We start from the raw sequence: 22841 nt of genomic DNA, 5'->3' as shown, positions 1-22841 counted from the left end.
TTTAAGGTCATTTCCCGCAGGGTAGGTACGCTAAAAACTGTGACTGATTTAGCAGCTATTAAAATTGTCCGACTCGATAAAGAACTTCCACTGCCTAAGCGCGCTCACCGTGGCGATGCTGGCGTTGATCTTCATGCCACCACAGATGCTGTGATTGCTCCGGGACATCGCGAAATCGTCGGCACTGGCATTGCAATTGCTTTGCCCTTGGGAACCGTCGGATTGGTTCACCCCCGTTCGGGTCTTGCTGCACGCGAAGGCCTCAGCATTGTCAACGCGCCGGGAACCATTGATGCTGATTACCGCGGAGAGATCAAGGTCTGCCTGATCAATCTTGATCCAGAAAAGCCCATCATGATTACTCGTGGCGACCGCATCGCGCAGCTTGTGATCCAAAAGGTGGAACTTGTGGATTTCGAAGAAGTCGAAGAATTAGACGACACCGTGCGCGGTGACCAGGGATACGGTTCCACCGGAAAAACAGCCTAAATCCACCCTAACTGCTTAAATCGGGTGGCAGGAATACACAATCCTCCTACACTGGAACGGATTAGAAACGCGAAAGCAAAGGACGGAAAAGAATCTCATGGCTCTGTGGCCTTTTGGTAAGAAAAAAGAAGTAGTCGACGAGACCCCGGCAGCGCCTGAGGTATCTGAGGTACCTGCCGCTCCTGAGGCTCCGGTAGAAGCAGACAGCGCTGAGGCGTCCGTGCCTGAAGCTCTGCGCTCCCTGGGCGAGCAGCCTGTCTTGGATGAAGATCCATCAGCAGGTGAACCCGATCCAGTACATGACGCCATCAACGGCGATATGGGACCTTTTGATGCTGGTTCCGTCAACATCCAAGATTTTGATTTCTCGGACTTTTCCAAAGGCGTCCTAGATCTTGGTTCCATTCAGGTTCCACTTCCACAAAACTCTGAAGTACAAGTGGAAATGGGCGAGCAAGGCCCCCGCATGCTCCACGTGGTCACCCAATTTGGTCGCATCACCCCAGTGGCTTTCGCAGCACCAACTTCCGCAGGACAGTGGCGCGAAGCCACCAAGGAAATCGCAGAAGGCATGCGTCGCGACGGCCTGACCGTGCATGTGGAAAAAGGCCCATGGGGCAGGGAAGTCGTCGGTGAGGCGAACGACCGCAAGATCCGCATCGCAGGTGTAGATGGACCACGATGGATGCTGCGCATGACCATGATCAGCCCATCCGATCGCGCCGACGATATGCGCGATCTTGGTCGGGAAGTTATTGCTCGTACCTTTGTGAACCGTGGCGACGCCCCAATCCTGGCTGGCAGCCCACTTCCAGTGGCACTTCCAAAGCAGCTGGCGGAGCAGGTTCAGCAGGCCATGGCTCAGCGAGCAGCGCAGCAAAATGCAACACAGCAACCTGCAGCAGGTAACGGAACCCCAGATCAGAACCCCGATCAGGGAAATACCCCCAACGCAGAGTAGGGTTAAACTCTTTGCGCTGTCCCGCTCCAAGTAACGGGACAGAAACTTTTTCAAGTGAAACGAGGACTACACTCACATGACTGACACCGTCGAACTCGCCAAAGGCGACATCATCTCCGTTGAGGTGCTCAGGCCGGCTCACGGCGGCGAAGGCATCGGACACCACGATGGCCGCGTCATCTTCGTGAAAGGTGGCATTCCCGGGGATGTCGTGGATGTAGAAATCGCACAGTTGAAGAAGAAATGGGCACGCGGTGAAGTGGTTAAGGTAACCACCGCGTCTGCTGATCGTGTCGATTCCCGTTGCCCAGCAGCGGCAGCAGGTGCTGGTTGCTGTGACTATGCAGAACTCAACCCAACTGTGGAGCTTGAGATCAAGTCCCGCGTGCTTCGTGATCAGTTGGAGCGCATCGGTGGAATCGATGAGCTTCCTGAATTTGAGCTTCAAGATCTGGAGCCAACAGCTGGTTGGCGTACCCGCGTTCGCCTCGGCGTTGATGCGTCTGGTCGTGCCGGGTTCCGCAAGCTGAAGTCCAATGAGTTGGTTACTGAGGTTGCGTGTTCTCAGGTTGTGCCAGAGCTTCTTGAGGGCCTTGTGGGTGAGGGCGCTCGTCGTTTCACCCCTGGCGTGGAGATCATTGCAGCTATTGATGATGCGGGTCAGCGCCACGTTGTGGAATCCCGTAAGGCTCCTCGTGGTCGTCGTACTGAAACTGTGTTGAAGGTGCTGGAAGGCACTGGCGAGGTGGAGCAGAAGGTAGGCGATTACACCTGGAAGTTCCCAGTTTCTTCCTTCTGGCAGGCGCACACCAAGGCCCCTGCGGCGTATTCAGAGTTCATCGCCGAAGCGTTAACCGGATTGGAACTGGTTGACGTCGATAAGCGTGGCCCTGTTGCGTGGGACCTTTATGGCGGCGTCGGCCTGTTCGCGCCGATTATCACCAGCAAGCTGCAGGCAGCTGTCCACTCTGTGGAGCTGTCCCCAGGTTCAGCGGAGGCTGGCGAAGAGGCGTTGGCTGGTTTGCCTGTCACTTTCCACACTGGTCGGGTAGAGGGCATGGCGTCCCAGCTGCCTTCGCCAAACGTGGTTGTTTTGGATCCTCCTCGCACCGGTGCAGGCAGTGACGTGTTGAAGAGCATCGCGGAGGCTAAGCCTCAGCTGGTTATCCACATTGGTTGTGACCCGGCGACTTTCGCTCGCGACGTTGCCGATTGGAAGCTCAACGGCTACGAAATGGATCAATTGGCTGTTTTTAACGCGTTCCCTGGAACTCACCACTTTGAGACGATTGGTGTATTTGTCCGCGTTTCCTAAGGCGGATTAAGCCTTGGCTATCGAGACAGAGTAATATAGCTCCAACACCGCAGGTGCACATTTGTTTTGTCACCTGCACAAAAGTGTCGCCAGCCCGATACTTGTACAACCGTCCGCATCCGAGAAGCAAAGGTGTCTGACTCGCGCCAATGGGAATTCTGAACAGTATTTCAACACCTGCTGACTTAAAGGCCCTTAATGATGAGGATTTGGACGCTCTTGCCAAAGAAATCCGAACTTTCCTGGTCGATAAAGTCGCAGCAACTGGTGGCCACTTAGGTCCAAATTTGGGCGTAGTGGAATTAACCATCGGTCTTCATCGAGTTTTCGATTCGCCTCAAGACCCGATCATCTTTGATACTTCTCACCAGTCCTATGTGCATAAGATCCTGACGGGTCGCGCTAAAGATTTTGATTCTTTGCGTCAAAAAGATGGCCTTTCTGGTTACACCTGCCGTGCTGAAAGTGAGCACGATTGGACTGAGTCTTCGCATGCTTCGGCGGCCTTGTCTTATGCGGATGGTTTGTCTAAAGCCAAGCAGTTGGATGGCGATACCACGCATAGTGTGGTTGCTGTCGTTGGTGATGGCGCTCTAACTGGCGGCATGTGTTGGGAAGCACTGAACAATATTGCTGCTGGTAAAGACCGCAAAGTTGTTGTCGTAGTCAATGACAATGGCCGGAGTTATTCTCCAACCATTGGCGGATTTGCGGAAAACCTTGCGGGCCTTCGCATGCAGCCTTTCTATGATCGCTTCATGGAAAAGGGCAAGACGTCCCTGAAATCCATGGGGTGGGTAGGGGAGCGTACTTTTGAAGCGCTCCATGCATTTAAAGAAGGTGTGAAGAGCACCGTCATTCCCACCGAAATGTTCCCTGAACTGGGCATGAAATACGTGGGTCCGGTTGATGGACATAACCAAAAAGCTGTCGACAATGCGCTGAAATACGCTCATGATTATGATGGCCCCATCATCGTGCACATGGTCACCGAAAAGGGTCGTGGTTACGCGCCTGCTGAGCAGGATTTGGACGAATTGATGCACTCCACGGGCGTCATCGATCCGCTCACAGGAGCTCCTAAATCTGCATCAAAGCCCGGTTGGACCTCTGTGTTCAGCGATGAGCTGGTCAAGATTGGTGCGCAGAATGAAAACGTTGTTGCCATCACCGCCGCGATGGCAGGTCCTACCGGTCTGTCCAAGTTCGAAGCCAATTTCCCCAACCGATTCTTTGATGTCGGCATTGCTGAGCAGCACGCGGTAACTTCTGCCGCAGGCCTCGCATTGGGTGGAAAACACCCTGTGGTGGCTATTTACTCCACGTTCTTGAACCGCGCTTTTGATCAGCTGCTCATGGATGTGGGCATGCTCAACCAGCCTGTTACTTTGGTGCTTGATCGCTCAGGTGTCACGGGTTCGGATGGAGCGAGCCACAATGGCGTCTGGGATATGGCGCTGACCTCGATCGTTCCAGGCGTGCAGGTGGCGGCACCACGTGATGAGGATTCCTTGCGTGAGCTGCTCAATGAGGCTATTTCCATCGATGATGGCCCCACAGTTGTGCGTTTCCCCAAGGGCGACTTGCCAACTCCAATTGTTGCTATCGACACCTTGGAAGACGGCGTGGATGTCCTCGCATATGAAGACGCCACTGACGTTGAATCAACCGACGATGCGCCATCAGTTCTCATCATTGCGGTAGGCGAGCGCGCAACTGTTGCACTTGACGTTGCTTCCAGGATTAAACAGCACGGCGTGAACGTCACGGTTGTTGACCCCCGCTGGATTGTCCCCATCCCGCAGTCCTTGGTCGCGCTGTCTGATGATCATGACCTCGTGATCACCATCGAAGACGGCGTCATCCACGGCGGCGTGGGATCCTTGCTCTCTGATGCGCTTAACGCCTCTGAGGTGGATACCCCTCGCCGACAAATCGCCGTGCCCCAGAAGTACCTGGATCACGCGTCCCGCAATGAAGTGCTCGCCGATTATGGCCTCGACGCCGACGGCATTGAAACCACTGTTGTTGGATGGCTGGATTCCCTGTTCGGGGAATAAAACCCTGCTTATCGACGCCGCCCTCCACCGAAGCCCGCAGCCTTAGCCGCGGGCTTTAGGTTTAGAGCTTCAGCAAGTTGGCGGACAGAATCGGAAAAGTCTGGTCAATTTGCCACTGGCGGGCACCATAATCGCGAAGTACAGCGTTGAGTGTTTCAGCATTATGGATCTCGCCGGTGTGTTTAGCCATCCACACAGCTACTCGCAGAGTTGAAGGCTGAAGGATATTCTCGCCGGGAACGTTGATATCGGCGGCGAGGTCGTCGATAAGCGCTCTAATCTCTTGGAGCACTTCGTGCTCTTCTGGGTAGTAGGACGCCCACGCGCGACGATCGGGGATGCCGTCCTTGCGCTGCTGAGGCTTTGGCCAGTTCCTGCGAGGGGATTTGAGCGCCCGGGTGATGATGCGGAACCAGCGTTTGGTGGCACCCTGGGATCGACCGGGGAATCCCTTGACCTGCGCTAATTCTGCCGGGGTGCGGGGGAGAACACGGGCGACTTCCACGATGACTTTGTTGGACAGCACTTTACCGGGCGCCAGGTCGCGGGAGGCTGCGAAAGAGTCGCGTTCCAACCACATTTCACGGGCCACAACTAATTGGTCTGGTCGTTTGAGAGTGGACAGCCCTTTAAGGTCCTGCCAGGACGTTTCGGAAGGTTCGGTCATCGTGGCGAATTGATCCACAATATGGACAAATTCCTGTTCAGCCCAGGGGAGTTTTCCCTGCTGATCCAGGATTTCAGCCATGACATCGGCAAGCTCCAGCAGCATCTCCACATCGAGTGCTGCGTAGTTGAGCCAAGATTCCGGCAGAGGACGCTTGGACCAATCTTCCGAACCGTGGCCTTTGAGCAAGTGGAGATCAAAAATCTGTTCCACCATGGCAGCGAGATTAACGTGATCAAATCCGGCTAAGCGGCCAGCAAGTTCTGTATCAAAGAGTAATCCGGGGTGAAGATCAAGCCACGCAAGGCTCGGCAAATCGGTGCTTGCTGCGTGAATGATCCACTCTTGACCATTGAGCACCGGCTTTAACGCCTGAGTTAATTCAGGACGGAACTGCTCCGGGTCGAATAGGAGAGTTCCGCTGCCACGGCGCCGGATCTGAATCAAAAATGCGCGGTCATCGTATCTAAAACCGGACGCGCGTTCCGTATCAATGGCGAAGGGCCCAGTTCCGCTAGCCAAGAGATCTGCCGCAGCAGTGAACTCACCAGGGGTAGATAGCAAAGGCGGAATGCCGTCGCGGGGTTGAAGGAGATCGGAAACCATGGTGTCCAATCTACCTTCGTAGTTCGGTGACGCCCTCTGGGGGAAGTCCAGCAACAGAGGCAAGCACTGCTGCGAACGCTTCAACATGCGCGGTGAGGTCGGTGCCAGTCGCGGTCCAGGACGCACGCATTTCCACTTGGTAGGCACTTGGCGGTCCACCGATTTCACCAAAGCGCACCGAGGTTGTGGAGGTTACGGTTCCGCCTAGGTTGGTAAATCCTGCGCCGGCTTGTTCCAAACCTTCGTTAAGCCATTGCCACGCTACTTCCGGCAATAGCGGGTCGGAAGCAACAGCGTGATCCATGTCAGCTTGAATATAGGCGACAAGGCGCATTGCTCCTTCCCAGGTTTCTTCGGCACCCGGATCGTGGAGCAGAATCAAACGACCAAAGGAATCACCTTCGCTGTTGGTGGAGACATCGTCTGACTCTTCTTGATTTCCGACTTCGAGTCCAATGGCGTGCGAAAACGGCGCCAGGCGCTGAGGCGGCCTAATCGTGCCCAAAGTAAGTTCTGGGCGCAGGCGCGCTCTGTGCATAGACTCAACCGCTTCGGAAAACTCCGCGGGAGTGCTCTCTGCCGGGGTAGCTGAGGTCTTGTGCTGAGAGGTCGCTTCGGAATCGATCACAATCTGCAATTTACTAATTATTGGGGTAACTCTGGGGAGGCGCGCCGTTTATTTTATGTTTGTCCTTTGATGCAACTTCACTCCTGCTAATTATCCAATGCAGGGGGACTTAACGAGGGGTGTTTACCCAAAACTTTGCAATCAAACTTATGATGGATAACTGGGTGTGCGTTTTGTTGGAACATGTTGTTGGAACATGCCGGCAGAGCCGACACTACGATTCATTCGCTAAAGGGTCTGGCCACTGACACTGGCAAAGATCCACGAAAGGAAGTTACCCTGTGAGCGAGCTCGATATTAAACAGCTCAACAAACTGCAGCGCTACTCTCAGTGGGCGGTGTTCCGTGCTATTCCTGGAGCGCTCGATGATGATCGCACAGAAGTCACTGACCAAGCAGCCAAGTTCTTTGCCGACCTTGAAGCAGAAGGCAAAGTCACTGTCCGTGGCATTTACAACGCCTCCGGCCTGCGCGCAGACGCTGACTACATGATCTGGTGGCACGCAGAAGAATTCGAAGACATTCAGAAGGCCTTCGCTGATTTCCGCCGCACCACCATTTTGGGTCAGGTTTCTGAGGTCTTCTGGATCGGAAACGCTCTCCACCGTCCATCTGAGTTCAACAAGGCTCACTTGCCTTCATTCATCATGGGTGAAGAAGCAAAGGACTGGATCACTGTTTACCCGTTCGTGCGCAGCTACGACTGGTACATCATGGAGCCCTTGAAGCGTTCCCGCATTCTCCGCGAGCACGGACAAGCTGCTGTGGAATTCCCAGATGTTCGTGCCAACACTGTGCCGGCTTTCGCACTGGGTGACTACGAATGGGTGCTGGCTTTCGAGGCTGATGAGTTGCACCGCATTGTCGATTTGATGCACAAGATGCGTTACACCGAGGCTCGCCTCCACGTCCGTGAGGAGCTGCCATTTATTTCTGGACAGCGCGTCGACATTGCAGATCTGATTAAGGTTCTTCCTTAAAAGCTGCTTTTCTAAACGATTGAGCCTTGGACTAATGGTCCAGGGCTCTTTTGGTTGGGGAGGCGTGCGCTGGAGACCAAGGAAGTCAGTTTCTGGGGGAGGTTTGGTCTGAAATGCACGGTTCAAGGCCTGAATAAGCGTTCGTATTAGACCAAGGACCGATTCGGCAGGGGAGAGTTTTGGTTTCCTTCCCTAGGCCAGCCTTGGGCGGCACAGAAACGGCGTTTGAACCCGAAGAAAGTGGCCCCTCATCGGCCCAGACCAAACCACAATGCCCACGAATCCTAGAAATGAAGTTCGTGGGCACTCCTGTTTGGTGTGAGGTCGTAAAAACCGGTCACATCTGCCCACGATCGCCAAAAAGCAGTTCCGTGGGCACTCTCGTTTGGTCCGCCCCAAATCCTGCCCCGGTGCCCATGAAAAGTGCCCTCTCAGAATCGCGTCTAAGCGCCTGAACGCACTGAATCCATACAAGAACCCATCCCAAAAATTGGGCCTCTTAAATAGCGCCAGAATGAGAAAAAGCCTCAGCCATAAGGCCAAGGCTCGTTTCGTGCTCGGAAGCTTAGGAAACTGGCTTTTCTTCCAGCTTCAAGCTGATGGAGTTAATGCAGTAACGAAGATCGGTGGGGGTGTCGTAGCCTTCGCCTTCGAAGACGTGACCCATGTGAGAGCCGCAGTTAGCGCACAGAATCTCAACGCGACGCATACCGAGGGAAAGATCTTCCTTCTCAATGATTTTGTCGCCAGCAAGTGGGGAGAAGAAGGAAGGCCAACCGCAGTGGGATTCAAACTTCTCGGTGGAGCGGAATAACTCTTCACCACAGGCGCGACAGGAGTACACACCTTCGGTGGTGGTGTTGGTGTATTCACCGACGTGAGGTGGTTCGGTGCCGGCTTCGCGGAGGACATGGAATTCCTGCGGGGTGAGGCGTTCGCGCCACTCGGTATCGCTGATGAGTTTGAAGTCTGTCATGCTGTCCTCTCAAGATGGTCGTGCGTTGGATCAGTGGTAATGGGTGAGCTCGGAGTTCCCTTGGCTCGGATATCACCAATAAACCAGATTAGCGCCGAGACAAATGTAACCACTATCAATAGTCCCCAACCAACGGTCGCGCTGAAAAATTCCATCCAGCGGGCTACATCGGGTAGTCGCTGGGAGGTGAAAGTGTCAGGGGAGAGGAAGAAGTAGGCGGCGACCCAGGCAACCCAGTTGTGGAATACGGATCGGCTTCCGAGCAGGGTGAAGATCATAGGGAAGATCATCATGGAGTAGTACATCTGTCCCAGTGAGGACAGGAAGAATACGCCAGTCAGGAGTACACCGGTGGTGGTTGCTGCCCAGAAGTATGGCTCGGTGTTACGGAATCTCAGGAGTGCCAGCACTGCGAGGCCGACCATTGCGCCGAAGATGAGGAACCAGGTGATTTCCATCCAGGTGGGCATTCCGAAATAGATGGCCAAGCCTGGGAGTGAGCTGTTGGCAAAATCTCGAGTTTCACCAAGGTAGGGCATCGTGCGGGTGACGTATTCAGATGCTCCCGGAACTAAGAACCAGGCCACTGCATTGAAAATCACTGGGGTTAAAATGCCGAGGATGAGCGATCCCCATTGCTTTTTCACCAAAGGTAGGAAGAGAAGTGGCAGGAACATGGGTTTGATCAAAATGGCCAAACCAATGACTAGTCCGCCCAACCAGGATTTTTTGTGCACCACGCACCACAGGAAAATCGCCAACATGAGCAGCAGGATGCCGTTGATGTTGGAGAAAATGAGGGTGTTTTGCACGGTTTCTGTCAGCATCGCCAAGGCGATCGCAATCGGCCACACCATGCTGCGCAGCGCCCAACCGGAGAGTCTGGTCAGCAGCCCGAACGCTAAAACAATGGCAAGGAGGTTCACCGCGATGAACATCCACCGAGCCAACGTGAAATGGGTGATATATCCCAATGGTGCCAATAGGAGGGTGGCGCCCGGGTTATAGAGGTAGTGCGGATCGACGAAGTGGTAGACCTCGTTGTAGACCGGAATACCTTCAACGAAACGTCGTAAAGCACTATAAACCGTCGTGAAATCGTCGGTGACTGCGCCGTTAATCGCAAGCACGAAGAAGCGATGCGCCATCAACAACATGGCCAACGGCCATGCAACCGCGTTGCCGATGCTATCCCACCTGCTCCGACGCGGCGTGGGGGCTGATATAGAAGGTGCTACCGGGGAGAAACTCACGAGACTAATCTAGCGAATCCCCAGCAGATCCGGAGAGTCCAACACTCACTTGGCGCGCTTATACCGCAAGAATAGGGTGCTGTCATCATCGACAAAGACGTGCTCCAACGCGAATCGGCGCGGCGCATCATCGCCGCCCTTCACCGTGGGGCGCTCCACGCTGCCCGACAACGTCGGATCAATCGTGTGATGCCACACATCAACAAGATCGGCGGCCAACATCTGCCCATACAACGTTGCACCGCCCTCACAATCAATGCGGGCGTAACCCAAAGACCTAAGCTTTTCGACGCCAACCTCCGCCGTCAACGTCTCCACCTCAATAACCTGAGCCCCAGCATCCACAAGCCGCTGCTGCTTTGCTTGATCGGAATTATCCGTGATGATGATCGGCGGCACTTCGGCCTCAAGGAAAAAGCGAGTATCCACATCAAAATTCAACGACCCTGACATCACCGCAATCGGCGGAATCGCTTCCTGACCCAACTCCTGGCGTTGCTTCTGGATTTCAGGCGAAACCTCCACGCCACCATAATTTTCAGCCTTCACCGTGCTCGACCCAACCAACACCACGTCCGACCACCTGCGAAGCGCCAACAGAAGTTCCGTATCCGTGGAATTTCCAAGCTGACCAGACGTGCCATTAATAGTGGTGGAACCATTAATGGCAGTCACGACAATTGCCCTTAACTCTGGCGTAGACACAGAAGGTAGGGGACCGATGAGTTCCAAGATATCGACCATGTTTCAAGTCTAGGCCAGCTTGTTCACACGGAATGGTGTTATCCAAAGGTGCCAGTGGGGTTCTGGTCGGAGGAGCCTAGGCCGGCATCATCAATGGTGACAACGAAAAACTTATTGTCTGCATACTTAACATTAAATAACCCAAACTGGCCAGTGTGGATTCCAGTGCCTTCCCAATGGGTTCCGAAATCAATCTTCCCGCACACATCAAATCGATCTGAGTTTTCACTAGATCCATAAACATGCAATGGGCCCACGTGTTCTGAGTGAGGGTGCACGCATTTAACTGAAGCAGGTGTTGCCGCAGCGAGAAGGGTGGACGAGGCAAGTACTGCAGTAACTGCGGTGACAGGGAGACGACGTGTGAATGAAGACATGGTTCCTGCTTTCCGAGGAGGGGATTTGAAAAGGGTGAGGCTTCTATTTCGACTATCCGAAGGTTCCTAGGGGATTCTGATCAGAGGATCCAAGACCAAGACCAGTGATGTCATTGATTCCTACGACGAAGTATTTGTTGTTGGCATATTTGAAATTGAAGATGCCGAAGTTCCCCGGCTCGCCGTTGGTCCCTTCCCAGAAGGTACCGAGATAAACTTTCTCGCAATCATTTACGCGGCTGGTATTTTCACTTGAAGCATGTACTCGGAGTGGTCCAATCTGCTGACCATTTGCATCGAGGCAGGCGGCTGATGCTGGTGTTGTGGCTGCGAGGAGAGAAGTAGCGGCTATTGCAACGGTTACCGCAGTGATATTGAGACGACGTGTGAATGAAGACATGGTTCCTACTTTCCGAGGAGGGGAGTGGTTTCCTTTTCAGCTAGCTGGCATGTGCTTTGTAGCTGATGAACTTCACCGTAAAGCAGGCAAAATTGAAGTACCGCAAAAGCGGGGAGTACTCCCCGCTGCAGGCCATTTCTTAGGAATAAGACAGCGCTCTGATCTCTCGGATGAAAGATCAGAGCGCTGTCTGGCTCATCGAATAGCATCGGTTTGCTGAAATATCGCTAACTCAGATGATGTTTGGCGATGTTAAAACCGATACCTTCCAAAATTGGGAGCGGGTTTCGAATGCATTCATTGATGTCAGATTCGAAATCGGTAAAGCTGTAGATGTCTTCAAATAGCTCATTTGAGATTGCTGGACCCAATAGGCTCTGCCCACAAACCGCCAGTACTGGAATTCCTTTCGCACGTGCCCGTTTGGCGATTCCAGTAGGAGCTTTCCCGCTGAGGGTCTGTGCATCAATGCGTCCTTCTCCAGTGATGACTAAATCTGCCTGTGCAAGCATCTTTTCACCCCCGGTTTCATTAAGAATCATGTCCACGCCGGAGCGCATCCCTGCAGACAACAACGCCATTGCCATGAAACCCAAGCCCCCCGCTGCGCCCGCTCCAGCTGTTTGTGCAAGGGTGGTGAGCCCGAGAGCTTGTTCAAACACATTGGCAAAGTTCCGTATTGCTGCATCGACACCTAATTTCTGAAACTACGAGTAATACCGCAGCGGCAGCAGTTACCGTTCCCATCGTGGTTCCACTTGCCATAGCGGCCGGTATTGATCCAGTTATCCCGGCTATGGCGGCTGCATTCGGTGCTTCATTTGGGTTCATGCTTCCGATTTCCACACCGCAGAACGCCATCGTCTACGGTTCGGGCTGCGTATCCATTGCTCGAATGATCCGCACTGGAATTAGCTTTGACATCATCGGGGGAGCGCTCATCGTATTTTTCCTCCCAACTGTGGCAACCATGGTTGGAATTGGCTGACGTTAATCGAGGAGCTGGAACCTTCATCCCTTGAAAAGCTGAAGAAGCTATAGATAGTCATGAAACGACGAAAACCCCCTGTTTACAGGGGGTTTAGTTGTGGTCCTAGCTGGGTTCGAACCAGCCGTAGCGCCCTGGTGCCTTCATAAAACGCGAGGTCGCGATGGCTTCATTTTAGCAGGAAGCGCCCAAGAATGACCAGAAATGAATCCACTCACCCCACGTTCACCCCACGCGGGCGAGAGGGTGAGCGATGGCTTCTGTTTGTCTTTTATACGCATAAACGACAATGACAAATGTGAACAAGGATGCTAAAATCACCCTCGACCAGCAGGGAAAAATGTCTAAAGTGACTGGTAGTGACATTAAGTGACTACTTTGACACCTTCACTGAATGACATTTCTCAACCTGAAAACTATGCGGAAAAATGGAAGAGGGTTTGTGATATATGTCACGATCGAGGAATTGAGGAGAGATCGAAAAGTTGCGCTCGGAGAGGTACAGGGCACGCTTCATGCACGAGGGTAGGCGATACTCTGCCCCGTACACTTTCGGTACCAAGGGTGAGGCTAATGAGTTCTTGGCCTCTGAACGCACAGCCATCATCAATGGCACATGGATGGATTTTGAGATGCGGGAGAGGTTTGAGCGGGCACAGCTTGAGGCTGAAGAACGCATGATGGAGACCTTCTTTAGTTATGCATCGAGGTGGATAGAAACCCGGACAAATGCCCAAGGAAAGAAACTTAGCCAAGGGGTGAAAGATGATTACTTTCGTTATATAAAATCAGATCGACTAAGTTATTGGGCTGATTATGCGCTCTGCGCAATCACCGTCGCTGATGTCCGTGAGTGGTATAGCGACACCATTCAGGATGGGAAATTGACCTCAATGGCACGGAGTTACAGCATGATGAAGTCTGTCATGGAGACTGCGGTAGAGGATGGCATCATTCCGACGAATCCGTGCAAAGTACGTGGCGGGGGTAATACCAAAACAGGAAAAAGGTTGATCCCCCAACCGATGCCGAGCTTGAAGCGAACATTGGTGCACTGCCGAGTAAGTACTTTTGTTTGGCTATTGTTGCTGCTGCCGGCGCACTTCGATTCGGTGAAATCGTTGCGCTACGAACCACCGATGTCGATGTTTATTTTGATCGCAGCGGATTTGTAGACTGTGTTCGAATAAGGATTTGCCCGGGAGGGCCTAATGTCACTTAAGCAGTGCAATCCTTACACCCTTTTTCGGGTAGAAAAGAGGAGCGTTTCCTCTTTCATCCAGCTCTTAAGCGAATTTATGCTTATCCTCAGCTTGTACACATTTTTCCGACAGGTAAAGGTTTGATATATGCGGTTGGTACGAAGACTAGTGGGGGTTTCTGCTGTTATGTTGCTGGCCATCGGGGTTGCATCTCCGGTGGCTCAAGCACAGGTGGAAGATCAATTTGAGCTTGTAGAAGAAATCACTGATGAGTAGTTTGCTGATGACGGTGTTGATTATGTTCCCAATAGGAATGCTCCAACAGTTGAGGAACAACTTGAGGATTACGAAACAGCACATCCAGAAGTAGTCGTTGAGTATCACGAGCAAGTCAACGATAGTAAAGATAATGTCGAGGAACTCCCGCTGCCTAAGCGGGACATAGTTGCAGGGGACATGCGTTCAGATGTTATCGAGTTACCGGAGGGGGTAAGCAAGGAGAAAGCTGACCAGCTAGAAGTTGCGGAAGCGCGACTTAACGAGGGTGCACGACTGATGGCAACCACCGGGTGTGAGGTTATGTGGCCAACGGGCTTCTCAGTTTGTGGCCGAATTCTTGACACCTATCGCCAGGTTGGAGGTCAGTTGTCATGGCTTGGGCCACCGAAGTCAAACGAGTTGACCAATCCCGACGGTGTTGGCAAAAGAAGTGAATTTTTTGGTGGAGCCATCTATTGGCACCCAGACACAGGCGCTTATGCAGTGACCTTGGACGGTTTGCGACAGTGGGGGACCTTGAACTGGGAATCAGGGCCATTGGGGTACCCAACCTCTGGTCCGATGGATACAAACTATCCCCTTACTCAGCGACAGACTTTTCAAGGTGGTGACAACTACTACAACCCATTGACTGGCGGTGCTGTGTGGGGCGATATTAAACAGCGCTACGAAGAACTTGGCGGCTCGAATCATGCCATTGGCATCCCGATCACTAATGAGCTACCTAGCGGTACTGAGTATTTTTACAATAATTTCTCCAATGGAACAATTTCGTGGCGAAATGATCGTCAGACACGGTTTATGTATTTGGCTACGCAGCGGGTGTGGGATGCGTTGGGTCGGGAGACGGGTCGTTTAGGTTTTCCTGAAGCAGATGAAACACCTGAGGTTTCTGGTCTATTCCATGTGGTGAATTTTGCGGAGCGCGGGGTGATTGCGTGGAATGGAATCCTAGGCGCCAGAGAGCTGTATGGTGATGTTTACTCCCTGTGGCTGCAATACCAAAATACCGATACTCCTTTAGGGTGGCCGATACCATCATTGACATCATTAAATGAGTCACTCGAACAAGAATTCACCAGAGGTGTTGTTTTAGGCTCAGGTGATGCACTGACATGGATTCCTGACGATGAAGAAAGAAGTTTGGAGGATTTCCTCCCAATTGGAAGTAGCGGCTCATCCTCATCGAGCCAAGAGATGACCCTGTTTTCCCAGCGTGCACAATACGTGGATTGCAAGAATCTTCCCGATTTAGATGAGCAGAGAAAAACTGAAAACAACATTGAAAAGAATGGTGGCCCGATCAAAAAAGAGTATAGTTCGCGAGGTTTCCCCACCGAGTTCAGATTTGTGGTGAGAAAAGGGCATTATGACCGTTACAGGAATGAAGGCTGGGGATATTTAAAAAACTATTGCAAACACAACTTCGCCAACCACGCTATGGCTGAGGCCGTAGTAGATAAAGCGGTGATTGATTATGGCTCATCGCCAGGAACCAGCTATTACAAGTTCGAGAAAACGGTGTACTTTCTAGATTGCAGAACTTATACATTCAATAAGAACTCAGGATGTAAAGAAATGCACGCTCCGCAATGGGTGACTATTATTTACAATCCTCATACTTTCACTGGAGCAAATTCGAACAGACCCAAGGGGGTAATTTCAGCATGGTGTAATTCAACCCCACCTGGTGGAATCGAACACGAGCCGGAAATTTCCCAATGTCCTGATCATGTGAATCTTTATAATAAGCTTCGCATATGACAGAACCCCATCAACTGTGCATCTACACTAGAGGCTATAAAACTTCCGGATTTCGCTTTATCGGGCCATCGCTAAGTCTAGATTTTCTACTCATCAACATCATGGGAAAGTGGAATGCATTTTCTAGAGTGACAAAAAGGGACGGTAGTTCACTACCATTCCCAGGTAATGTATTTACTAATCAGCGCATAGCCGGAGCTGTTCGGCAGTGTCTTTTTCAAGCGATCGTTGCTGAAAAGTGGTCACTTTTCTCGTCCAATATAAGATCCTTAGTAGCTGATCTACCGGATGTGCTCACTGTATCTGAGTTACAGGAATGGTTAGAGTTCTTTGTGCAGCACACCGGAATTGATGTCAAGGTTGGGCGTGCGCTGATTGTTGATCCTGATCAGGAGTGGGCGCAGTCGGCTGGACGTTGTGAGCTTGTGGGATATTGTGCACTGAGTCCTGGTTCGCCTAGTCCTATTAGCTCGGTTTTCGAAAAGACAGATCTTGAATTGTGGGAGTCAGCATTAGCGACGAGTTGGATGATGCTGGGGCCTTCTACAGCTGAACGTTATGCCTATCAAATGCCGGTTGAGGAATTTTATTGGAGTCATGATGCAGAGTTGCGGTGGTGGGAGAGCTTTGTCAACGGCTGTTTTGACGATTTAACAAGTTTGCAGAAGCTTTTGAGTCTGTTACTGGCCAAACACTATTTATCGAGAGATTACCTAATGGTGCGCGTTTTCAAAATTGATTAGTGCGCCGGGTCAAAGGTAATAGTCGCAAGCGCCGTCGTTTAAAAGTGTTGTCGTTCAGTAGCCGGATATACCCTCCAACTCCTGACGGTTAAACAAGATCTAGGGAGTATTGCGGAAGGAGGCGAGAGGAGGCAGTAGGCTTCCTGCGGCTGAAGTTGATAAGTTGAGCTCATGGGATTTAGCGCGTTGGAGATGTGGTCGACCGAGCTGGGCATAACTGTTTCGGTCGCCCCTGAGCCACAGAACAGTGATTATGAATCAGGATTAGCACAGGTTGAAGGTCATGAGTGGCATGTCCGGACTGGCCGGAACACGCCGTCGAAGCCGGGTGCCTTTGTTGCCTTTTGGCAGCGAGGCGTGGGAGGGCAGACCCAGCCGTTTAGTGACGACGGGATGAATGCTGGTCTTCTTGTCTTTGTGAGGAACGATGTTCGGCGCGGAGTGTTTAGGTTTTCCGCTGGTCATCTTGCAGAATTGGGGATTACCGCAGCAGACGGACAGCCGGGTAAACGTGGATTTCGTGTTTACCCCTCCTGGTGCGAAGGGCTCAATTCGCAGGCCAGGGCCATGCAGCGAGCACAATCGAGTGCATTCGAGGAGTATTGAGATCACGTCGTGCTCACCCCAGTGTAGGGTGGCGACGATGTTGTGACCCCGGAAGTTTTCTGCAAGAACTGCTGACATCGTTAGTAAACCTAGGTCTGTTCTGCCGGTGGGCTATCTGAGGTTTATATAGCAGGAAACAACGCGCTGAGCGCAGCCCAGATTTCATTGGCGATCACGTCTCACTGCATGCACATGAGCGTTTAGTGCAGGAACTCCAAAAATTTTGGTCACACACTTTAGCGTTTTTGGGCACGGTATTGTTGTGAAAGCTCCTGCGGTATGAACAACGCGAGTTAGTACACGGAAAGCTCCTGAGAATAGTTCTTTCTTAGGGCTTAAGGCTTGAAGCTTGAGGGCTTTTAGAAAGCAGGTATGAGGAAAGCACTTCCCCACATGAACCAGAAGAAAGGCATGGACTGGGATGAACAAGACTGATGAAGCTTTCCTTCTTGAAGGCGATATTTTTGCTCCCTTGATTGCGGGTTTAAGTAGCGTTAACAGCGCGATCCGCTCTGCCACAGTTCAACATGCGTTTAGATCCATGGATCGCGCTGCAGCAACGGGTACAACTTATGGAGCGAGTATCGTTCAGTCACTGTGTGACATTGTTGTTACGCATATGTTTGTCGAATCAGATTTTCCACGGAAATACGGTTGGTCTGAGATTACTGTAGGACGGCAAATATTTGAGCAACTGGGGCGGAGGTTAGGGCGCGCGTCTGATGAATCCCCCGAAAGGTTTGAGGCACAGGCGGTACCATCAACACATGTTTTCCATGCTCCTTTGGACAAGACCCCGTCGTTTGAAGTTGAGGTCAGTCTTCGGCTATATGCCTTAAAAACAGATTCGGTGAATGTGTCGGATTGTTGTTTTTCTGGTGCAAATTTTGGTGAGTGTTCATGGCAATATGCACGATTAACGAATTGCGATCTTTCCTACTGCAGCTTTATTGGCGCTCAGTTGGGCGATACTGTAATTTCGGGTGATTTGTCGCATAGTCGGTTTCGTGAAGCGGTGATAAATTTTGCTGATATTTCTGCGGACATCACTAATGCCTTCTTTGGGAATGCTGATTTACAAGGGAGTCGGTGTGTGTTTAAGAACGCTTCGGACGCCATCTTCCGGGGATGTAATCTAAAAGGGGCGAATTTGGAGGGGTCCGATGATGCTATTAATCTCTCCGAGGCGGTTGTAGATCATGAGACTGTGTTTCCAGATGGGTCGCTTTTAGAGCGAAAACGTTACAGTGATTATGAGACTATTTCGACGAAGTGGGGTGAGGTGCAGTTTGTTGCCGATCGCTATTGTTCGTAGCATAATCATTCAGTTTTGACAGCATTTGAGAACACGACAAAGCCCTTCTCGGACTAAGTTCCGGGGAGGGCTTTGTCGTGTTCGCACCTGTATAGAAATGCGAATTTGATTGCTAGAATTTTCTCTAATTAATAGGTGATTAAATTTAAGAGATTGCGCGGATAGGTGGATAAAAGGGAAAACATAGGGGTCATGAAATAGAACAAGCACGAGGCCTGGTAAATACGAATTCGACCAAGAAAACGTAAACACCCCAGGAGTACTCGTGCCTGCCCTTCCATCATCTATCATCGACCCCCTCTGGCGCCAGTTCTCCGCCTTAATCCCACCGGTTATCATCACCCACCCACTAGGGTGCCACCGTGCACGCATTGCTGACCGGATCATCGTCGACAAACTCATCGCAGTGCTTGTCCTCGGTGTCTCCTATATCAAGATTTCCGATTCCACCTGCTCAGCCACCACGATACGCACCCGCCGAGACGAGTGGATCACTGCCGGGATTTTCAAGAATTTAGAACAGATCTGTCTGGAGTCCTACGACCGTTTCATCGGGTTAGACCTAGAAAACTTAAATGTTGATGGCTGCATTGTTAAAGCTCCCTGCGGCGGAGAGGTAGCCGGCAGATTCCCGGTTGACCGGGAAAAAGGCACCAAACGCTCGTTAATGGTCGATGGACATGGAATCCCGATCGGGTGCGTGGTCGCCGGAGCCAATCGGCATGATTTACCGTTGTTAGCTGCAACCTTGGACACGCTCGGCCGGTTTGGGGGCTCTCTTCCCGATCAGATCACGGTGCATCTCGATGCTGGGTATGACTCGAAGAAAACCCGCAGGCTACTCAGCGAATTTGGTTATAGCTGGGTGATCAGCATTAAAGGTGAGCCGCTGCAGGCTGGGACTCGGTGGGTGGTGGAGCGTACTAACTCTTGGCATAACCGGGGTTTTAAGAAACTTAGTATCTGCACCGAACGTTGTACCCGGGTTGTGGAAGCGTTTATCGCTTTAGCCAACGCGGTGATTATTCTGCGTCGGCTTATCAAACAGGCCTGGACTAGTTACCGCTGGGACACCCGACCGGGCCACAGACCTTAATCTATCCGCGCAATCTCTAAGGAGAAAGTTTATGACAAATAGGACCTGACCCCTGTTTGGTAGACACCTAACATCCCAACATTCTGGGACAGAAAGGTAACCTACCTATCATGCCAACCAAGACCTACTCCGAGGAGTTCAAACGCGACGCCGTTGCTTTGTACGAGAACTCCGATGGGGCCTCACTCCAACAGATCGCCAACGATCTCGGCATCAACCGAGTAACCCTGAAAAACTTCGATCAATAAATACGGTGCGCATGCCTCAACCAACACCAAAGAAGCAACAGCAATGTCGGAAGCTGAACAAATCAGACAGCTAAAGAAGGAAAACGCACTACTGCGTGAAGAACGCGACATTTTGCGCAAGGCTGCTAAATATTTTCCCGGCAAGAGGCAAGACTTATGACCCGCTTCTGGTTTGTTGACGACGTGCGAAAAACCTACTGAAGTTAAGCGGTTATGCGAAGTGTTGAAAATTAACCGTTCCTCGTATTACAAATGGAAAAAGACTGCTCTGACGAGGAAGAAACTCCTGCTCAGCGACGCAGTCCTGGGAGCGAAGATCAAGTCCATCTTCACTAAAGAACGCGGCTGTTATGGTGCGAAACGTATTACGGCCGAGCTTAATGACGGGCCAGGTACAACAACTCCGGTTAACCACAAGCGAGTCGCTCGAGTGATGTCTTCGATGAAGCTTGTTGGTTTTACGAAGAAACGCAAGGTCATCACCACAATCCCAGCAGCTGTCAAGCCGGTGTTCCCGGACTTGGTGAAGCGTCAATTCAACGCTTTGGCTGCCAATGAAGTTTACGTCGGGGATATTACTTATCTGCCGATTGCTGATGGGTCGAATATGTATTTGACGACGGTCATTGATTGCTATTCTTAGCACGGTTGGTGGGTTTTGCCTTTGCGGATCATATGCGCACGTCATTGGTGCAGGAGGCGTTGATGATGGCGAAGAGTCAGCGAGGCAGTCTACAGGGTGCTGTTTTTCATTCGGATCACGGCAGTGTGTACACCTCGCAGGCGTTTCAGGACACTTGTAAAAAGTTGGGTGTTCGTCAGTCGATGGGTGCTGTTGGTACCAGTGCGGATAATTCGCTAGCGGAGTCGTTTAATGCCGCGCTCAAGCGGGAAGTGCTGCAGGATTCCAAGACGTTTGCTAATCAGTTGGTGTGCCGTCGGGAGGTATTTCGGTGGTGTGACCTAGTACAACACGGTGCGCAGACATTCTTGGTGTGGCTATGTGGCGCCTGCGGTGTTTGAGGTCCAGGGTTCTGCTATTCTGAAGTCTGCTTCCTGATTAAATCCCCTGTGTCTACTTTCAAGGGGTCGGGCCCGTGTGAGAGTGCTGTTTTGGGGCGCGTAGTGGATCTGTGGGAACTGTTTTTTGACTCAGGGTTTGCCTTGGGGTGAGGGTCAAAAAAGTGAGCCGGGGGACCTGTGGGGCAGGGGTGAGCGGGCGCTATTAATCACAGATATATGTGTGCACAAATGTTGTTTTAGCCCGCGGCATTGCCCCTTTGTAGGTACACATTTCCAGGGGTAAACCTCATAGCTGGGTTTGTGGGGTGGGAAAAAACCTCTGCATATTATGCATGACAGAAAAGGGCCAGGAGGGGCATCTTGCAAAAAATTATGCACAGCGGAGACGCATCAAAGGTGCCCCTATAGTGCGGTTTGTCGCAGCTGGACGCGGATCGTGAATAAAACTAGCGGGAGTGACCAGGAGGTGCTTAAAAGTACCTGTAATGAATCCTTTCACCCCACAAACGCATGTTTTTTGACCCTATAAATGAATAAAACCCCTGCAAGCAGGTGCTAAACAAGTGGTCCTAGCTGGGTTCGAACCAGCTGTAGCGACCTGGTGCCTTTACAAAACGCGAGGTCGCGATGGCTTCATTTCAGCAGAAAGCGCCCAAGAGTGACCAGAAATGAATCCACTCACCCCACGCTCACCCCACGCGGGAGAGGGGATGAGCGATGGCTTCTGTTTGCCTTTTATACGCATAAATGACAATGACAAATGTGAACAAGGATGCTAAAATCACCCTCGACCAGCAGGGGAAAATGTCTAAAGTGACTGGTAATGACACTAAGTGACTACTTTGACACCTTCACTGAATGACATTTCTCAACCTGAAAACTATGCGGAAAAGTGGAAGAGGGTTTGTGATATATGTCACGATCGAGGAATTGGGGAGAGATCGAGAAGTTGCGCTCGGGGAGGTACAGGGCACGCTTCATGCACGAGGGTAGGCGATACTCTGCCCCGTATACCTTCGGTACCAAGGGTGAGGCGCAGGAGTTCTTGGCCTCTGAACGCACGGCCATCATCAATGGCACATGGATGGATTTTGAGATGCGGGAGAGGTTCGAGCAGGCACAGCGCGAAGCCGAAGAACGCATGATGGAGACCTTCTTCAGTTATGCATCGAGGTGGATAGAAACCCGGACAAATGCCCAAGGAAAGAAACTCAGCCAAGGGGTGAAAGATGATTACTTTCGTTATATAAAATCAGATCGACTAAGTTATTGGGCTGATTATGCGCTCTGTGAAATCACTGTCGCTGATGTCCGTGAGTGGTATAGCGATACTATTCAGGACGGTAAATTGACCTCAATGGCGCGGAGTTACAGCATGATGAAGTCTGTCATGGAGACTGCAGTGGAGGATGGCATTATCCCGATGAATCCGTGCAAAGTCCGTGGCGGGGGTAATACGAAAACAGGCAAAAAGGTTGATGTCCCAACCGATGCCGAGCTTGAGGCGATCATTGGTGCACTGCCGAGTAAGTACTTTTGTTTGGCTATTGTTGCTGCCGCTGGTGCACTTCGATTCGGTGAAATCGTTGCGCTGCGTACCACTGATGTGGATGTTTATTTTGATCGCAGCGGATTTGTAGATTGTGTTCGAATAAGGATTTCTCGGAGCATTAGGCACACGAGATACCATGGCCGAGTTGAAGGTCCGCCTAAAACTGAAGCTGGTGTTCGTAGCCTCTATATCTATGGCAAAGATGCAGCAGAAATTGCCAAGCATGTGGACACGATTGATGTGGGTTTGCGACTATGGAGCTCGATGAGAGATCCTGATGAACCCATGCCGTATCACACCTTTAAGCACAACTGGGATAGGGCGCGGGAAAGTGTCCACAGTAAAGCGACCGTTCACTCGATGAGGCATTATTCGGGTACGAAGTATGCACAGGTTGGGGCGACACTCAAGGAGGTGATGGCGCGGCTGGGGCACTCAACACCTAGTGCAGCACTGCGTTATCAGCACTCAGGCGAGCGTGATGAAGAGCTAGCAAAGCGCATGGCGCGCTAAACACTCGGCAGTGAGTTTCAAAAAAAACACCCAACCACAGGCATTTTTTCTAGCGC

20 protein-coding genes and 2 pseudogenes are annotated in these 22841 nt (G+C 51.7%); 14 read left to right on the top strand and 8 right to left on the bottom strand.

Features of this window, described 5'->3' with window-relative positions; translation table 11 throughout:
- Positions 1-39 precede the first annotated feature (39 nt).
- The 4 genes from dut to dxs all read left to right on the top strand — a co-directional run bounded on the left by dut (position 40) and on the right by dxs (position 4825).
- Positions 40-489: a dUTP diphosphatase gene (gene dut / locus CGL_RS09480; protein WP_011014744.1), complete on the top strand. Its 450-nt coding sequence runs from the start codon at positions 40-42 to the stop codon at positions 487-489.
- Positions 490-586: 97 nt separating this feature from the next.
- Entirely contained in the window at positions 587-1450 is an 864-nt protein-coding gene (locus tag CGL_RS09475; protein ID WP_011014743.1) for a DUF3710 domain-containing protein, read from the top strand.
- A gap of 76 nt (positions 1451-1526) precedes the next feature.
- Positions 1527-2765 carry a class I SAM-dependent RNA methyltransferase gene (locus CGL_RS09470; protein WP_011014742.1) on the top strand — a complete coding sequence of 413 codons (1239 nt, stop codon included), beginning with the start codon at positions 1527-1529 and terminating at the stop codon, positions 2763-2765.
- A 149-nt stretch (positions 2766-2914) separates the two neighbouring features.
- Positions 2915-4825 carry a 1-deoxy-D-xylulose-5-phosphate synthase gene (gene dxs / locus CGL_RS09465; RefSeq protein WP_011014741.1) on the top strand — a complete coding sequence of 637 codons (1911 nt, stop codon included), beginning with the start codon at positions 2915-2917 and terminating at the stop codon, positions 4823-4825.
- A 61-nt stretch (positions 4826-4886) separates the two neighbouring features.
- On the opposite strand, the gene CGL_RS09460 is transcribed toward dxs, so the two are convergent.
- Both CGL_RS09460 and CGL_RS09455 read right to left on the bottom strand, forming a co-directional pair.
- A complete protein-coding gene (locus CGL_RS09460) occupies positions 4887-6098 on the bottom strand; it encodes a ribonuclease D (protein WP_011014740.1) in 1212 nt (403 codons plus the stop codon).
- Between the two features lie 10 nt (positions 6099-6108).
- Positions 6109-6726 (bottom strand): DUF3000 domain-containing protein, encoded by a 618-nt coding sequence (locus CGL_RS09455; RefSeq protein WP_003859862.1) that lies wholly within the window; start codon positions 6724-6726, stop codon positions 6109-6111.
- 281 nt (positions 6727-7007) lie between these two features.
- Between CGL_RS09455 and hemQ the strand changes: the two genes are divergently transcribed.
- Positions 7008-7706 carry a hydrogen peroxide-dependent heme synthase gene (gene hemQ, locus CGL_RS09450; RefSeq protein WP_011014738.1) on the top strand — a complete coding sequence of 233 codons (699 nt, stop codon included), beginning with the start codon at positions 7008-7010 and terminating at the stop codon, positions 7704-7706.
- A 565-nt stretch (positions 7707-8271) separates the two neighbouring features.
- Here the strand turns inward: hemQ and msrB are convergent.
- The 6 genes from msrB to CGL_RS09420 all read right to left on the bottom strand — a co-directional run bounded on the left by msrB (position 8272) and on the right by CGL_RS09420 (position 12118).
- Positions 8272-8682, bottom strand: a complete 411-nt coding sequence (gene msrB / locus CGL_RS09445; RefSeq protein ID WP_003857328.1) for a peptide-methionine (R)-S-oxide reductase MsrB — start codon at positions 8680-8682, stop codon at positions 8272-8274.
- The gene (gene aftC, locus CGL_RS09440; protein ID WP_011265835.1) at positions 8679-9935 is read right to left on the bottom strand and encodes an arabinofuranan 3-O-arabinosyltransferase; all 1257 of its coding nucleotides are present in this window, start codon (positions 9933-9935) and stop codon (positions 8679-8681) included. Before aftC ends, msrB begins: the two co-directional genes overlap by 4 nt.
- Before the next feature lie 45 nt (positions 9936-9980).
- Positions 9981-10679: a pyrimidine reductase family protein gene (locus tag CGL_RS09435; protein ID WP_011014736.1), complete on the bottom strand. Its 699-nt coding sequence runs from the start codon at positions 10677-10679 to the stop codon at positions 9981-9983.
- A gap of 38 nt (positions 10680-10717) precedes the next feature.
- A complete protein-coding gene (locus tag CGL_RS09430) occupies positions 10718-11056 on the bottom strand; it encodes a hypothetical protein (RefSeq protein WP_003857322.1) in 339 nt (112 codons plus the stop codon).
- A gap of 52 nt (positions 11057-11108) precedes the next feature.
- Positions 11109-11456, bottom strand: coding sequence for a hypothetical protein (locus CGL_RS09425; RefSeq protein WP_011014735.1), 348 nt, complete (start codon positions 11454-11456; stop codon positions 11109-11111).
- Between the two features lie 227 nt (positions 11457-11683).
- The gene (locus CGL_RS09420) at positions 11684-12118 is read right to left on the bottom strand and encodes a glycerate kinase (RefSeq protein WP_011014734.1); all 435 of its coding nucleotides are present in this window, start codon (positions 12116-12118) and stop codon (positions 11684-11686) included.
- 32 nt (positions 12119-12150) lie between these two features.
- Between CGL_RS09420 and CGL_RS09415 the strand changes: the two are divergent.
- From CGL_RS09415 to CGL_RS09375, 9 genes and pseudogenes are all read left to right on the top strand, one after another.
- A pseudogene (locus CGL_RS09415) lies at positions 12151-12444 on the top strand (anion permease); the annotation flags it as partial.
- Between the two features lie 581 nt (positions 12445-13025).
- Positions 13026-13619, top strand: a complete 594-nt coding sequence (locus CGL_RS09410; protein WP_227747653.1) for a hypothetical protein — start codon at positions 13026-13028, stop codon at positions 13617-13619.
- Between the two features lie 483 nt (positions 13620-14102).
- Positions 14103-15689, top strand: a complete 1587-nt coding sequence (locus CGL_RS09405) for an LGFP repeat-containing protein (RefSeq protein ID WP_011014731.1) — start codon at positions 14103-14105, stop codon at positions 15687-15689.
- Complete coding sequence (locus CGL_RS09400) at positions 15686-16432, top strand: hypothetical protein (protein ID WP_011014690.1); 747 nt, start codon at positions 15686-15688, stop codon at positions 16430-16432. The genes CGL_RS09405 and CGL_RS09400 overlap by 4 nt, the downstream gene beginning before the upstream one ends.
- Before the next feature lie 171 nt (positions 16433-16603).
- Complete coding sequence (locus CGL_RS09395) at positions 16604-17038, top strand: MepB family protein (protein ID WP_011014730.1); 435 nt, start codon at positions 16604-16606, stop codon at positions 17036-17038.
- Positions 17039-17459: 421 nt separating this feature from the next.
- Positions 17460-18353 (top strand): pentapeptide repeat-containing protein, encoded by an 894-nt coding sequence (locus tag CGL_RS09390; RefSeq protein ID WP_011014729.1) that lies wholly within the window; start codon positions 17460-17462, stop codon positions 18351-18353.
- Between the two features lie 265 nt (positions 18354-18618).
- A complete protein-coding gene (locus tag CGL_RS09385) occupies positions 18619-19449 on the top strand; it encodes an IS5-like element ISCgl6 family transposase (RefSeq protein WP_011014728.1) in 831 nt (276 codons plus the stop codon).
- Between the two features lie 110 nt (positions 19450-19559).
- Positions 19560-20757: pseudogene (locus CGL_RS09380) on the top strand (IS3 family transposase).
- Positions 20758-21765: 1008 nt separating this feature from the next.
- Complete coding sequence (locus CGL_RS09375) at positions 21766-22785, top strand: tyrosine-type recombinase/integrase (RefSeq protein WP_231838270.1); 1020 nt, start codon at positions 21766-21768, stop codon at positions 22783-22785.
- The last annotated feature ends 56 nt before the right edge of the window (positions 22786-22841 follow it).

Source organism: Corynebacterium glutamicum ATCC 13032 (assembly GCF_000011325.1).
GTDB lineage: Bacteria > Actinomycetota > Actinomycetes > Mycobacteriales > Mycobacteriaceae > Corynebacterium > Corynebacterium glutamicum.
The sequence above is the reverse complement of the archived record's forward strand: the minus strand, read 5'-3'. Positions and strand labels throughout refer to the sequence as shown.